The 13,497-nt window shown below is 68.4% G+C and carries 12 protein-coding genes; 6 read left to right on the top strand and 6 right to left on the bottom strand.

Annotated elements, in window-relative coordinates:
* Positions 1-9: 9 nt before the first annotated feature.
* From M673_RS17930 to M673_RS17915, 4 genes are read right to left on the bottom strand one after another with little or no spacing between them, the layout of a single operon-like run.
* Entirely contained in the window at positions 10-1,236 is a 1,227-nt protein-coding gene (locus tag M673_RS17930) for a DegT/DnrJ/EryC1/StrS family aminotransferase (protein WP_082639815.1), read from the bottom strand.
* The gene (locus tag M673_RS17925; protein ID WP_061978076.1) at positions 1,233-2,261 is read right to left on the bottom strand and encodes an NAD-dependent epimerase/dehydratase family protein; all 1,029 of its coding nucleotides are present in this window, start codon (positions 2,259-2,261) and stop codon (positions 1,233-1,235) included. The genes M673_RS17930 and M673_RS17925 overlap by 4 nt, the downstream gene beginning before the upstream one ends.
* The gene (locus M673_RS17920) at positions 2,245-3,366 is read right to left on the bottom strand and encodes a DegT/DnrJ/EryC1/StrS family aminotransferase (RefSeq protein ID WP_061978075.1); all 1,122 of its coding nucleotides are present in this window, start codon (positions 3,364-3,366) and stop codon (positions 2,245-2,247) included. Before M673_RS17920 ends, M673_RS17925 begins: the two co-directional genes overlap by 17 nt.
* A complete protein-coding gene (locus tag M673_RS17915) occupies positions 3,363-4,394 on the bottom strand; it encodes a Gfo/Idh/MocA family protein (RefSeq protein ID WP_061978074.1) in 1,032 nt (343 codons plus the stop codon). The genes M673_RS17920 and M673_RS17915 overlap by 4 nt, the downstream gene beginning before the upstream one ends.
* A 402-nt stretch (positions 4,395-4,796) precedes the next feature.
* Between M673_RS17915 and M673_RS23745 the strand changes: the two genes are divergently transcribed.
* From M673_RS23745 to M673_RS17890, 5 genes are read left to right on the top strand one after another with little or no spacing between them, the layout of a single operon-like run.
* Positions 4,797-6,245: a glycosyltransferase family 4 protein gene (locus M673_RS23745; RefSeq protein ID WP_082639813.1), complete on the top strand. Its 1,449-nt coding sequence runs from the start codon at positions 4,797-4,799 to the stop codon at positions 6,243-6,245.
* The gene (locus tag M673_RS17905) at positions 6,217-7,119 is read left to right on the top strand and encodes a glycosyltransferase (protein WP_061978073.1); all 903 of its coding nucleotides are present in this window, start codon (positions 6,217-6,219) and stop codon (positions 7,117-7,119) included. Before M673_RS23745 ends, M673_RS17905 begins: the two co-directional genes overlap by 29 nt.
* Entirely contained in the window at positions 7,116-8,072 is a 957-nt protein-coding gene (locus M673_RS17900) for a glycosyltransferase (protein ID WP_061978072.1), read from the top strand. The genes M673_RS17905 and M673_RS17900 overlap by 4 nt, the downstream gene beginning before the upstream one ends.
* A gap of 10 nt (positions 8,073-8,082) precedes the next feature.
* Complete coding sequence (locus M673_RS17895; RefSeq protein ID WP_244493122.1) at positions 8,083-8,820, top strand: polysaccharide deacetylase family protein; 738 nt, start codon at positions 8,083-8,085, stop codon at positions 8,818-8,820.
* A gap of 12 nt (positions 8,821-8,832) precedes the next feature.
* The gene (locus M673_RS17890) at positions 8,833-9,690 is read left to right on the top strand and encodes a glycosyltransferase (protein WP_061978071.1); all 858 of its coding nucleotides are present in this window, start codon (positions 8,833-8,835) and stop codon (positions 9,688-9,690) included.
* A 43-nt stretch (positions 9,691-9,733) separates the two neighbouring features.
* Here the strand turns inward: M673_RS17890 and M673_RS17885 are convergent, their stop codons facing one another.
* Entirely contained in the window at positions 9,734-11,179 is a 1,446-nt protein-coding gene (locus M673_RS17885; protein ID WP_187301353.1) for an O-antigen ligase family protein, read from the bottom strand.
* A gap of 232 nt (positions 11,180-11,411) precedes the next feature.
* Between M673_RS17885 and M673_RS17880 the strand changes: the two genes are divergently transcribed.
* Positions 11,412-12,656, top strand: coding sequence for a rhamnosyltransferase WsaF family glycosyltransferase (locus M673_RS17880; RefSeq protein ID WP_061978069.1), 1,245 nt, complete (start codon positions 11,412-11,414; stop codon positions 12,654-12,656).
* Here the strand turns inward: M673_RS17880 and M673_RS17875 are convergent.
* Complete coding sequence (locus M673_RS17875; protein ID WP_061978068.1) at positions 12,639-13,418, bottom strand: glycosyltransferase family A protein; 780 nt, start codon at positions 13,416-13,418, stop codon at positions 12,639-12,641. The two genes, M673_RS17880 and M673_RS17875, sit on opposite strands and share 18 nt — an antisense overlap.
* Positions 13,419-13,497: the final 79 nt, after the last annotated feature.

The following is a 13,497-nucleotide window of genomic DNA, read 5'->3' as shown; positions in this document are numbered from 1 at the left end:
ACCGGAATGTCAGGAGTGAAGCGGGGCGGTCTCATCGTCGGCCGGCAGGGGTGATCCCGGCGGGGATGCCGGCACGGCGCGCGTTCTCGGAACCCGGTCCTCCCGCATCAGCGCGAGGGCCAGCGCCTCGACGATCTCGGCCTGGGTCGACCGGCTCATCTGCGCGTAGAGGGGCAAGAGAATGCACCGGTCCTGCGCCGCTTCGGAATGGGCGAAATCGCCTTTCGGCAGGTCGGCATGCGCCGCCTCGCGGTGGCAGCACATGATGCCGCGCCGGGTCGCGATGCCCCGGTCGAGCAGGGATTGCATGACGCGGCGCTGCGAAACGCGCGGCGGCAGGCGCACGCAATAGCTCTGCCAGTTGCTGCGCGCCCAGTCCGGCTCGCGAGGCTTAAGCGTGCCGGTGACGCCCTCGAGCAGCGCGGCGTAATGTTCGGCGTGCCTGCGCCGGGCCGCAACGATCTCGGGCAGGCGCTTCAACTGCTCACGCCCCACGGCCGCCTGCAGATCCGTCATCCGGTAATTGTATCCCCGGACGGGATAGGTCTCGAACACGACCGTGGCCGAGCCGTGCCGCACCGTATCGGACACGCTCATCCCATGCTGGCGCCAAAGCCGGAACAGCCGGTCCCATTCGGGATGGCGTGTCGTCAGCATGCCGCCATCGCCGGTCGTGATGACCTTTCGCGGGTGGAAGGAGAAGCAGGCGACGTCGCCATGCGGGCGGCCGATCCGCTGCCATTCGCCGTCCATGCGGATCTGCGAGCCCGCCGCGCAGGCGGCGTCCTCAATCAGCGGGACGCCATGGTTGCGCGCCAGCGTAACGAGCTGCGAGAGATCGCAGGGCATGCCCATCTGGTGGACGCACACGATGGCCGCCGTCTTGTCGCTCAGCGCCCTTGCCACATGGTTCGGGTCGAGGTTGAAGGTCGCGGGATCGATGTCCACGAAGACCGGCGTCCCCCCGCATTGACGGATCGCGTTGGCCGTCGCCACGAATGTGTGGCTGGGAACGATCACCTCCCGCTCGGCCTCGACGCCGCACGCCTGGAGGGCAAGATGCAGCGCCGTGGTGCAATTGCTGACCGCGCAGGCGAAGGGCGCGCCGACGAAGGCGGCAAATTCCGCCTCGAAGGCGGCGACCTGCGGCCCCTGCGTCAGCCAGCCGGACAGGACGGTTTCCGCCGCCGCTTCCGCTTCGGCGGTGCCGACTAGGGGTTGGCCGATCGGGATCATTGCGCCGCTCCCTGCAGGAGAACCTCTTGCTCGCGCCACCAGGCGACGAGGCCGGCGAGCCCCGCTTCGAGCGGGATACGGGCCTCGAAGCGGAGATGCTCGCGCGCCATCGCGACATCGGCGAGGCGCCGAGGCACGGGGTTTACGCCGCGCTCGGCCTCGTGAAGAGGTGTGAGATCGGGCCGCCCCATGACGGCGCAGAGGCTGCGGGCGAGATCGAGGAGCGAGGTCTCGCGCCCGCTCCCGATGTTGAAGGCCCGGTCGGTCACGGGCGCGACGGCGGCCAGGATATTGGCCCGCGCGACATCCTCGACATGGACGAAATCCATGGTCTGCCGCCCGTCGCCGAAGATCACCGGCGGCAATCCGGCGTCGATCCGTTCCATCCAGCGGATCAGCACTTCGGTGTAGCGGCCATGAACGTCCATGCGCGGACCGTAGACATTGAAATAGCGCAGGCTCACATGCTTGAGATCGTGGAGATCCTGGCAGGCGCGCAGCATCCCCTCGCCGAAGGCCTTGGCCGCGCCGTAGAGCGTGCGATTGTCCCAGCCGCCCGCCGCCTCCGGGGTCGGAAACCGATCGGCAAGGCCATAGACGGAGGCCGAGGAGGAATAGACGACCCGCGACACCCCGCGCGCGGCACAGGCCTCGAACAGGTCGAAGCTCGCATCCACCATGACCTCCAGCGCGCGGCGCGGTTCGGCCGCGCATTGGGTGATACGCAGCGCCGCCATATGGAAGACGATCTCGGCCTCGCCCACCAGCTCGGCCATCAGCGGCCGGTCGCGAATGTCGCCTTCCACGAAGCGCACGCGGCCCGACGGCAGCGCCCGGCCGAGATTGGCGACGGAGCCCCGCACGAGATCGTCGATGATCGTGACGCGGGCGCCCGCCTCGACCAGCAAGTCCACCACATGCGAGCCGATGAACCCGGCCCCGCCGGTGACGAGAACCCGCCGCCCCCGCAGCGCCGCGAGGGCGCCGGGCGCGGGTCCGATAGCGGTCTCATGCGGCGCGTTCATGGCTTACCTCGCAGATCGATCCGAGCCGCTCGACGATCCGGTCGATGTCGGCCAAGGGCAGTTCGGGCCAGAGCGGCAGCGAGAGCGTCTCGGCCGCCAGTTGTTCCGTGACAGGAAGGCTGCCGCGCGCGAAGCCGGCGGCGCCCCTGCCCGGCTGAAGATGAACGGGCATGGGGTAGTGCACCGACGTCGCGATGCCGGCCTCGCCCATCCGCTGGCGGACGCGGTCGCGCTCGGCCACCCGCACGGCGAAGACATGCCAGGCATGGTCTCCGCCTTCGTCCGGCGCCGGGCGGCCAATCGCGGCGAAGCGCGACAGCCGCTCACGATAATGGGCGGCCCGCGCCCGGCGCTGGCGGGTCCAATCTTCGAGAAAGGGCAGCTTGGCGCTGAGGATCGCCGCCTGCAGCGCGTCGAGGCGCTCGTTGAAGCCCGGCTCGTCGTGGCAATATTTGGCGCTCTGGCCCCAGTCGCGCAGCCGGCGCAGACGCGCGGCGAGGGCCGCGTCGTCGGTCGTGATCAGGCCGCCCTCGCCGCAGGCGCCGAGATTCTTGCCGGGATAGAAGCTGAAGCATCCCATCTCGCCGAAGGCCCCGGCCCGCCGTCCGCCGCGCTCGGCACCATGCGCCTGGGCCGCGTCCTCGATTACCAAGAGCTTGTGCCGGTCGGCGATGGCGCGGATGCGATCCATCTCGGCGAGCCGCCCATGCAGGTGCACCGGCACGATAGCGCGGGTCTTGCCCGTTATCACGTCCTCCAGCCGATCGGGGTCGAGGGTCCAGTTCGTCGAGTCGATGTCGACGAAAACCGGCTTCGCCCCGCTCATGCCGATGGCCGCCACGGTAGCCACGAAGGTGGAGGAGACGGTGACGACCTCGTCGCCCGCCCCGATATCGGCCGCGCGCAGCGCCAGATGCAGCGCCGCCGTGCCGGACGAGACGCCGACCGCGTGGCGCACGCCGCAGAAGGCGGCAAAGGCCTCCTCGAATTCGGCGACGTCCGGCCCGCCGACATAATGGCCCGAGCGCAGGACTGCGAGCGCCGCCGCTTCGACCGCCGCGCCGACGGCGCCATATTGCGGCGCGAGGTCGAGAAACGGGATCATGACGCCATCCTAAACCGGGGCAGCTCGACGGGCTGCCCGCGCTGGGCGAGTGAGCAGGATGCCGCCTCCAGCATCTCGACGATCCGCAGGCCCATGGAGCCCGATGTCAGCGGCCGGGCGCCGGTCTCGATACAGTCGGCGAAATGCTCGAACTCGATCGCCAACGCCTCGCCGAGCGGCAGATGGGGTGCCCACATGTCGCCCGTCCGATAGGACACCAGCCGGGCGCGGCGATCCTCGGTTTCGCAGGCGTTGAGCGCGGCGCCGCGATCATAGACCTTCAACTTCTCGTCGGGCTCCAGATCGTCGTAGACGACCATCTTGCGCGTGCCGCCGATCAGCGTGCGCCGCATCTTCACCGGCGACAGCCAGTTGGTGTTGATATGGGCCATGGCGCCGTCGCCGTAGTAGAGCGTGACATGGGCCAGCGTCTCGTGCGCGGCGCCCAGCATGTCGCCCCCGTTGGCCGAGATCGCCTGGGGCGCGGCCTCGAACAGATGGTCGAGGATCGCGAGGTCATGGACCGCGAGATCCCAGACGACGTTCACATCCCGCTGCACGAGGCCCAGATTGATGCGTGTGGAATCGTAGTAGAGGATGCGCCCGAGCTCGCCCGCGTCGGTCATCTCCTTGATGCGCCGAACCGCCGGCGTGTAGAGGAACGTGTGGTCGACCATCAGCGTCAGCGAGCGCTGCGCCGCCTCGCCGACCAGGAAGGCGCACTGGGCCGAGGAACGGGCCATGGGCTTTTCGACCAGCACGTGCTTGCCCGCCGACAGCGCCGCGAGGGCCATCTCGAAATGGCTGTTGACGGGCGTCGAGATCAGGACGGCTGATATCTCCGGGTTGTCCACGATCTCCTGCCATTCGCGGGTCCGGCGCGTGCCGGGAAGCTGCCGCCGCGCCCGCTCCAGAGCGGCCTCGTCGCGATCGGCGATGGCCAGGAGCCGGGCTCGCGGGTTCTGGGCGGCGACGCGGGCGAGGTTCGGCCCCCAATAGCCGTAACCGATCAGGCCGATACCGAGCATTCGACATCCCTCCGTCTCGCCGGCGCCCGAGGGCCGTTCCGCCCCGCGCCCGCCGCGCGTCCCTCCATCTGCAAAGCCCGCGCCGGAGCCGCCAGGCCGAGCCGCCGGCCCCGACACGTCCTCCCGACAGTACGCGGCGAGGCCGCGCGGCAAAGCGCTGAAAGAGGCCGATCCTCGGGCGAGGTAGGCCCGGCGCCCCGCGCCCCGCGCAGGCCGCAAAAGGGCGGAGGCGGTCGTCCGAACGGCGAGGAGCTACCTCCCGCGAGCCCTCGGCCGCGCGTGGGAAGCCTCCCCCTGACCCATGGGATGATGGTCGAAGTGCAAGATTGATCCGTGGATTCCCGGCGCGGATGATCGGGCGGACAGGTCCAGAGCCCGGCATTCCGGGCGCCGGAGGATACCATGGTCGATCAGGCCCTTCCGCCCCGCACCGACAGAACGAGCCCCACCAGGAACGGCCGGCCCCTTCGTGTGGCTCAGGCTCTGGGCGCGGCCGGCACGTCGCTTCGCACCTGGCTGCCGTTCCACACTCTTTCGAGGCTTGCCGCGCCTCGCGTCGTGCCGGATCGCAGCGGCGCCGCCGTCGCTCCCTTGGGCGGAGAGGCGGGCGCGCAGGGCGACAGGCGCGGCCGGCGCCATGTTCTCATTCTCGTCGAGAACCTGCCCGTTCCCTTCGACCGGCGCGTCTGGCAGGAGGCGAACGCCCTGACGGACGCCGGCTATGCCGTCTCGGTGATCTGCCCGACGGGCAAGGGGTTCGACGCGCCGTTCGAGATCCGAACCGGCATCGAGATCCATCGCCATCCCCTGGCGGAAGCCTGCCGCGCCCGCGACTACCCCCGCGAATATCTCGGCGCGCTCGCCCATCAGCTGCGCCTCTCGATCCGCGTCCATCGCCGGCAGCCGATCGACATCATCCAGGCCTGCAACCCGCCCGATCTCCTGTTTCTGGTCGCGCTGGTTCACAAGACGCTGTTTGGAACGCGCTTCGTCTTCGACCACCATGATCTCAGTCCCGAACTCTACGCGACGAAGTTCGGGCGCAAGGACGTCCTCTATCGAATCCTTTGCTTCCTCGAGCGCCGGACCTTCCGCCTCGCCGATGCCAGCATCGCGACCAACGAGGTGTTCCGGGAGATCGCCGTGAAACGCGGCGGCATGGACCCGCGCGAGGTCTTCGTCGTGAAAAGCTATCCCGAGCTTGCCCGCTTCCAACGGACCGACCCGGACCCCGCGCTCGCCGGGCTCGGACACCATGTCGTCGGCTATCTCGGCATCATGGGCGAGCAGGACGGAGTGGATATCCTGCTGCGCGCCATGGCCGAGATCGTGCACGGGCGCGGGCGCGGCGACTTCGCCTGCGTCGTCATCGGCGACGGGCCGCAGTTCCAACGGCTCGGCGCGTTGTCGCGCGAGCTGGGAGTCGACGGCGTGGTCCGCTTCACCGGCTATCTCTCGGGGCCGGCCTTAATGGCGCATCTATCGGCGCTGGAGATCGGCGTCATCCCCGACCCGCCGAACGAGTTCAACCGCAAGCTCTCGATGAACAAGGTCTTCGAGTACATGATGCTCGGCCTGCCCTTCGTGCAGTTCGACCTCGACCAGGCGCGGCGCGAGGCGGGCGCGGCGGCGCTGGTGGCGCGCCGCCATTCGCCGGAGGCGCTGGCCGACGCCATCCTCGCCCTTGCCGACAACGCCGCCCTGCGCCAGCGCATGGCGAAGGTCGGGCTTGCCCGGGCCGCCCGCGACTTTCGCTGGTCCACCGAGCGCACACGCTATCTCGCCGCCTACGAGGCGGTCTTCTCGCAAGGACGACACGTCCATGATCAGCGTTATCATCCCGCATCTTAACCAGGAGAAGGCGCTTCGCAGGTGCCTCGCCTCGCTGTGCGAGCAGGGCGGCCTTCGCGAGCCCGCCGAGATCATCGTCGTCGACAACGGCTCGCTCGTCCTACCCGACAAGGTCTGCGCCGACTTTCCCAGCGTGGTCCTGCTCCACCAGCCCGAGCCCGGCCCGGGCCCCGCCCGCAATCTCGGCGTGAGCACCGCCCGAGGCGACATCCTGGCCTTTATCGACGCCGACTGCGTGGCCGAGGAGACCTGGCTGTCGACGATCGAGCGGCGCTTCGAGGGATCGCCGCAAACGACGATCCTCGGCGGCAATGTCCGCATTCTCTACGACGACCCCGGTCAGATCACGCTTCTGGAAGCCTATGAGAGCGTCTTCGCCTATCGGATGAAGGAATATATCGAGAAGCGCGGCTTCACCGGCGGGGGCAATCTCGCGATGCGCGCCGAGGTGTTTCGCGCGGTCGGCCCCTTCGGCGGCATCACGATCGCCGAGGACACGGAATGGGGGCAGCGGGCGAGCCGGCTCGGCTTCCGCATCCGCTACGCGTCCGAGATGATCGTCTACCACCCCGCGCGCAAGACCTTCACCGAGCTCAGCCGCAAGTGGGACCGGCATATCGCCCATGATTTCGCGGAAATGCGCGGCGAACAGTTCTGGTGGCCTCGCTGGGTCCTGCGCAGTGCGGCCGTGGCCCTTTCGCCCGTGGCCGAGTGCCGGCGCATCCTCGTTTCCGACCGGCTGACCGGGGCCCGCGCGCGGCTGCTGGCCTTTCTGGGCGTGGTGCAGATCCGCTTCTACCGCGTGCGCGTCATGCTTGCCCTCGCCGGCGGGGCCGATGTCTCCGACCTCAGCGCCCGGTGGAACCGGCCATGATCGCGCCCCTCCACCCAAAAAGCCGCGTCCGCGCGCCGGCGCGGGACGCGGGCCTCAGCGTCGTGACCGTCGCCTACAACAGCGCCGCGACGCTGCCCGGCCTTCTCGACTCGTTCTCGGCCGGGCTCGAAGGGATCGCTTCCCCCGAGATCGTCGTCGTCGACAACGATTCCCGCGACGGATCGGCCGAGATCGCAGAGGCCCATGCCGTGGCTCCAAAGGTCATCCGCACCGGGGAGAACGGCGGCTACGCCGCCGGTATCAACCACGCCTTGCGAACCATCGCGCCCGGCCGGCACGTTCTGATTCTCAATCCCGACGTGCGTCTGACGCCGGGTTCGGTGCGGCCGCTTCTCGATCGGATCGAGGCGCCCGAGATCGGCATCGCCGTACCTCGCAATCTGATGGTGGACGGCGCGATCGACCCGACGCTTCGCCGCGAGCCTTCCCTCGCCTCGATCTGGGCGGAAAGCCTTCTGGGCGGCCGGCTCGCCGGGCGCCTCGGCTTCGGTGAAGTCCTGATGGAAGCCAGCAGCTACGAACACGAGCGAACCGTCGACTGGGCCTCGGGCTGCGCGCTTCTGATCGCGGCGCGGGCGCGCCGGCTCGCGCCGGAATGGGATGAATCCTTCTTCCTCTATAGCGAGGAGGTCGAATATCAGCGGCGGGTGCGAGAGGGCGGATTGCAGATCGCCTATGTTGCCAGATCGCGCTTCCGGCATATCGGCGGCCCCTGCCGAAGCGACCCCCAGTTGACAGCGCTGCTCGTCTCCAATCGCATCCGCTATTTCCGCCGCCACCATGGCGCGCTCTCCACGGCGCTGTTCCGCCTCGGTCTTGCTGCCGGGGAGGCGGTGCGCGCCTTTCAGGGGGGAACCCATCGGACGGCCCTTCGCACCGCCCTGCACCCGTTGCGCCCTCCTCTTTCCTATCGCGCCGAGAACTCGGGTTGAGGACAGGCTCATGGACTCTCACGCCGCAATGGAAACGCTCTCCACCGACGCCGCTAAGATCCAAGGGCTGGACGTCCTCGAACGCGCTCCGATCCTGACCTTCCATGGGATCGGCGAGCCACAGCGCGAGCTCGACCCCGGCGAAGCGCCGTTCTGGATCGGCGTCGAACGCTTCCGCGCGCTTCTCGACCGGGTCGCGGCCCTGCCGACCTTGCATCGTCCCCCCCTCACCTTCGACGACGGCAATCTTTCCGACTGGGCGATCGCCGCGCCCGAGCTCGAACGGCGCGGGCTCCGGGCGACGTTCTTCGTTCTGACCGGACGCTTGGGCCGGCGCGGCTCGCTGGGCGAGGATCACGTCGGAGAGCTCGCGCGGATGGGGATGGGCATCGGCAGCCACGGCGTCGACCATCGGGACTGGACGACGCTCGGTGCGGCGAATCTTGCCCGCGACCTTTCCGCCTCGAAGGCTGTCCTGGAGCGGATCTGCGACCGGCGGGTCCCGGCCGCCGCGATCCCCTTCGGGCGCTACGATCGCCGGGTGCTCGAAGCCCTGCGCGAAGCTGGCTTCGAGGCCGCCTATTCCAGCGACGGCGGCACGGCCCGCCGTGCGGACTTTCCCCGGCCGCGCACGTCGATCCGTGCCGACATGTCCGCGCGGGCGGGCGAGGCGCTTCTGACCGGCGCCCTGCCGCTAGCCCGGCGGCTTCGCCGGATGGTGTCCATGCAGATCAAGCGGCGGATGTGAAAGGGGGCGGACATGACTTCGCGCATCGCCCATGTGCTGCTGACGCGGTTCAACCTGCCCTCGGTCAGCGTCGAGCGGATCATTCGCGCCCGGGATGGTTGGCTGCAGGAGCGCGTGGCCCTGTTCGAGCGCTACTGCCTGCCCTCGGTCCGCGCGCAGACGGCGACGGGTGTCCATTGGATCATCTATTTCGACCCGGAAAGCCCGGACTGGCTGAAGACGCGGATCGAGGAGCATCGCGCGCTCGGCCTTTATCAGCCGATCTTTCGCGCCTCCGTCAGCCGGGAGGAGCTGCGCGGCGACATACGCGACGTCGTGGGGCCAGGCTGCGACGAGCTCGTCACCACCAATCTCGACAATGACGACGGCCTCGCCGCCGATGCCCTGGCCCGCATCCAGGCGTCGGGGCGTGCGGGCGAGAGAACGGCGATCTATCTCACGCAGGGCCTCGTCAGGCAGGGCCGGCGCCTCTACCGCTTTCGCGATCCGCACAACGCTTTCTGCTCGGTGCGCGAGCCCTGGGACGCGCCCGTCACCTGCTGGTCGGACTGGCACACGATGCTGGGGCAATCCATGCCGGTGATCGAGCTCGGCGGTGCGCCGGGATGGCTCCAGGTCATCCATGGCCGCAATGTCAGCAACAGGGTTCGCGGCACCCGCACCCGACCCTCGTGCTACAGGTGCCGCTTTCCCGGCTTGGTCGACGACCTCGCCGAGCCGACGGCACGCGAGCGCGTCTTCGATCTTTTCCTGGCGCTGCCGATCCGCGCCCTTCGGGAGGCCGGCCGACACGCCGTCAAGCGCGCGGCGCTGGGCGTTCTCGGCCGCGAAGGCCTGACCCGGGCCAAGCTGATCTGGGCGTCGCGCTAGAGGCAGTTATGAAAGCATGGAGGCGCGAAATTTCGTCGTGTCCTCACCCGTTCGGCCTCGTTTCCTCAAATCCGCGCCGCAGGCGAGACCGGTCCGGCGAAGCTTCGCCCCGCGCCCTCCGGCGGGGCGAGGGGGCTTGCGAGGCCTCGGCCGACGCATCCAGAAGCCACAGGCCGCTGCCCAGGAGGAACATGAACCAGAGGTAGGACACGCCCCAAAAATGGACGGTCCATCCCACCAAAAAGAAGCCGGTCATCACGATGACATAGGCCGTGCGATAGGCAGCCAGCCGATCGTCCAGGCCCTTGCGCCAGCCGACCCTCAGCACCGCCGAAAGGAACGCGCCGAGCATCAGCAGCCCGGCGGGAAGCCCGTGCCGCATCGCGTTGAGCAGCCAGAACATGTCGACGCTCGATGACATCCAGCTTTCGCGAACCCATTCGCCGAACCCGATCCCGAAGAGCGGATGCCGGAGAACCGAGGCCGAGCCGTACTGCCAGATCAGGAGGCGGTGCCAGCCCGTGTGCGGGTCGAAGGTGAAGCGCGAGATGTAGAACTGGACCGGGGTCTGGTTGGAGCCGACCGCGACCACGAGATAGGACGCGGCGACCAAAGCCCAGAGGAGCTTCCAGCGCGCCGGGTTTCGTCGCAGGCTCCAGCCCCAGACCATCAGGAAGACCTGCGCCAGAAGCGCCGCCATCGGCGCGGAGGAAAGCGACAGGAATGCCGTCCCCCCTACCACGATCGAGCGCCACCAGCGCGAGACGCCGGAGAGGCCCCGCCCCAGCACGAGATGCGTCAGCGCCAGCGCGCTGCCGGTGCAGATACCGAACAGGATCGGGTGCTCGAAGACCGTCTGAACGCGGTAGAGCCCGGCTCGCATGTCGCCCCCCGCATCGGCGTAGGAGGGGAGGATTGAGGCGAAGAACTGGAGGAGAATGTCGCGGTCCGTCAACGCCTCGAAAAGCGCGAAGGGCATGAGAAAGGCGACGATCCGAAACAGAAGCCGCGCCAGCGCGAGGAAGTCGTCGGCATCGCGAATGTAACAGCGCGCCAGAAGAAAGGCGCCCATCGTCTCCACGAAGAGGATGCCGCTGGGCTGGACGGCGAAGCCCGGCCCGTGGACCACGGCAAGGCTCAGCGCGCACCAGGCCCAGAAGGCGAGAAGGCAGAGATCGGCGGCCCGGATCGGCCCGGCCCGGCCTCGGACCCAGCGCAGGAAGCAGGGCCCGACGAGGACGACGAGGATCGCCCTCGGGATCGACATGGCCAGCGGCCCGATCAGAATCATCCAAGGGATCGTCAGCGAAACGAGGAAAAGAACCACCGGCCAGGCGAGCGAGCGCCGCGCTTCCAGAGGCTGGGGCGCGACCCGCCCGCGCCCGCGCGGCGGCCGGACGGCGCGCTCGGGCGCGCGGGCGCCGTGGCCCGGCGGGCGCCGACGTCGAAGTCGGGCGCGATCGAGGTCTTCATACGTTGGCGCGTCCACCGACATTCGCGATCTCGCAGCCCCCTCGCCTTTGGGAGAACTTGCGCGGCCTGCCAAAGCATCCACACTGCTCGGGCAGCAGAGTCCGCGTTCGCGGGGCCCAAATCAATGCAACAACACGGCAGGCCGGCCAGCATTAAGCGTTACTTCGACTGATCATCTCCACGAAAGCTTCGCTCAAAGACGGAGGTTTCGCACCGTTACCAAGGTCCCTCTATTCGAAAGGCGTAAGATGAACAGCCATTGGCAGGGGGAGATCATGCGCCGGGCGCGGCAGGTCCGTTCCACTTGGCGGCAGGAGGGGCCCTATTGGGTCGCGGACCGGGTCCGCACGACGCTGGCCGACCGCATCCGGCCGAAGATCGCCGTGTCGCCCGTGCGCCCCGCCGATGTCGTGGCCGCCGATCTTCACCATCCGCGACGGGTCTCCATGCCTCCGCTACGGGAGGGCGAACCCGTCGCTCTCAACTGGGTGATGTCGCCGCCCTCCAGGGGGTCGGGCGGCCACACGACGCTGTTTCGCCTGATCCGCCATCTCGAGGCCAACGGCTACCGGAACCGGGTCTATTTCTACGATCCCTATCGCGGCGACCATCGATACTACGAGGAGATCGTTCACGACGCCTATGGGTTTGCCGGCCTCGTCGCGCCGGTGGAAGAGGGCATGGCGGATGCGCACGGGATCGTCGCCACGACCTGGTCCACCGCCTATCCCGTCTTCAACGCGCGCTCGGCCGGCAAGCGGTTCTATCTCGTCCAGGATTTCGAGCCGATGTTCCACGCGACCAGCAGCGACAGCATCCTGGCGGAGAACACCTATCGCATGCCCTTCCACGCCATCACGGCCGGGCGCTGGCTGGCGGAGCGGCTGCGCGGCGACTACGGGATGGAGGCCGATCATTTCGACTTCAGTTGCGACACCGCCCGCTACAGGCGGATCGGCGACAGGGCGCGCTCCGGCATCGCCTTCTATGCCCGGCCGAACGCGACGCGCCGGGGCTTCGAACTCGGCCTCATGGCACTGGAACTCTTCGCCCGGCGCCGGCCCGACATCACCATCCACCTCTATGGCGATACGATCGGCCGCCTTCCCTTCCCGTTCGTGGACCACGGGCTGGTCACGCCAGACGCGCTGAACGCGATCTACAACCAGTGTTTCGCCGGACTCAGCCTATCCCTGACCAATGTCTCGCTGGTTCCGCTCGAAATGCTCGCGGCGGGCTGCATTCCCGTGATGAACGACGCGCTCCACAACCGGATGGTGCTGGGCAATCCGCATATTCGCTATGCGCCCCCTTCGCCGCACGAACTGGCGGCGGAACTTGAGGCCGTGGTCTCTGCGCCCGACTTCGCGTCTCTTTCCCGGCAGGCGGCGGCGAGCGTCGAGGGTCTGACCTGGAGCGATGCCGGCGCGAGGGTGGACGCGATCATCCGCCGCTCGCTTGCCGCCTCCCAGGTCTCAAGCCCGACGGCGTGACCCGCGAAGACGGTGAAGCACGAAATAGGCGAACAGGACGGCGTTGAACCATCGCGCCCTCACGGTCGTGCGCGGCTTGACCACCCGGCCCGCAACCCGCGCGATCGCGCGCCAGCCGAGGAGCGACGGCTTGGCGTACATTGCCACGGCGAGATATTCGCGCAGCCATTTGCTTAAGGGATAGCGCAAGGGGCTGTCATAGATCATGCCGCCTCCGGATATGCGCGCGATGCCCAGTCCTTCCGTCTCGAACAGCCAGCGCGACCATTCCTGATCCTCGGCCGAAAAGACCTCGGGGCGAAATCCGCGCCGCTTCAAGAGCGCCGTGCGATAGAGGGCGCAGGTGTTCCAGACGCCGTTGAAACCATGGAAACTCTCGCCGTCCACGCGCTCGTACGAGAAGGGACCGGGGGGGCCAAGCAGGAAATAGGCCGCTCCGAGCCGATCGTCCCGCGCCAGGAGATCGAGCGCGAAGCCGATCGCCTGCTCGTTGGCGAGCGAGGTGTGCGAACTGACGACGAGGACATAGGGCGTGTCGACGAAACCGATCCCCTGGTTCAGCGCCTCGGAATAGTTGAACGCCGCGCCGATATAGCGATGCGACACCGACCCCGGCGGGAAGAGCGCCGGGGTGCCGTCGCTCGAGCCCGAATCCACGAAGACGTGCCGCAGGGGCGGCACGCTCTGCCGGCTCAGCGAGGCCAAGGTCTCGGGAAGCGTCCCGGCCGAATTGAAGGTGCGGATGAGCGCGCAGTAACTCATGGCTCGCCACCGCCTTTCGCGGCCCACTTTCGTGTCTGCCCAGTCCGACGAAAGAGGGAGACGGGCCTTAAGTCTTCAG

This window comes from Aureimonas sp. AU20 (genome assembly GCF_001442755.1).
Classification (GTDB): domain Bacteria; phylum Pseudomonadota; class Alphaproteobacteria; order Rhizobiales; family Rhizobiaceae; genus Aureimonas.
The sequence above is the reverse complement of the archived record's forward strand: the minus strand, read 5'-3'. Positions and strand labels throughout refer to the sequence as shown.

Excerpts from the sequence above, each read along its gene's own strand:
- M673_RS17920 (WP_061978075.1), bottom strand. The coding sequence starts at position 3,366 with ATGATCCCGTTTCTCGACCTCGCGCCGCAATATGGCGCCGTCGGCGCG.
- M673_RS17915 (WP_061978074.1), bottom strand. The coding sequence starts at position 4,394 with ATGCTCGGTATCGGCCTGATCGGTTACGGCTATTGGGGGCCGAACCTC.
- M673_RS17890 (WP_061978071.1), top strand. The coding sequence starts at position 8,833 with ATGACTTCGCGCATCGCCCATGTGCTGCTGACGCGGTTCAACCTGCCC.
- M673_RS17925 (WP_061978076.1), bottom strand. The coding sequence starts at position 2,261 with ATGAACGCGCCGCATGAGACCGCTATCGGACCCGCGCCCGGCGCCCTC.
- M673_RS17905 (WP_061978073.1), top strand. The coding sequence starts at position 6,217 with ATGATCAGCGTTATCATCCCGCATCTTAACCAGGAGAAGGCGCTTCGC.
- M673_RS17895 (WP_244493122.1), top strand. The coding sequence starts at position 8,083 with ATGGACTCTCACGCCGCAATGGAAACGCTCTCCACCGACGCCGCTAAG.
- M673_RS17900 (WP_061978072.1), top strand. The coding sequence starts at position 7,116 with ATGATCGCGCCCCTCCACCCAAAAAGCCGCGTCCGCGCGCCGGCGCGG.
- M673_RS23745 (WP_082639813.1), top strand. The coding sequence starts at position 4,797 with ATGGTCGATCAGGCCCTTCCGCCCCGCACCGACAGAACGAGCCCCACC.
- M673_RS17930 (WP_082639815.1), bottom strand. The coding sequence starts at position 1,236 with ATGATCCCGATCGGCCAACCCCTAGTCGGCACCGCCGAAGCGGAAGCG.
- M673_RS17875 (WP_061978068.1), bottom strand. The coding sequence starts at position 13,418 with ATGAGTTACTGCGCGCTCATCCGCACCTTCAATTCGGCCGGGACGCTT.
- M673_RS17880 (WP_061978069.1), top strand. The coding sequence starts at position 11,412 with ATGAACAGCCATTGGCAGGGGGAGATCATGCGCCGGGCGCGGCAGGTC.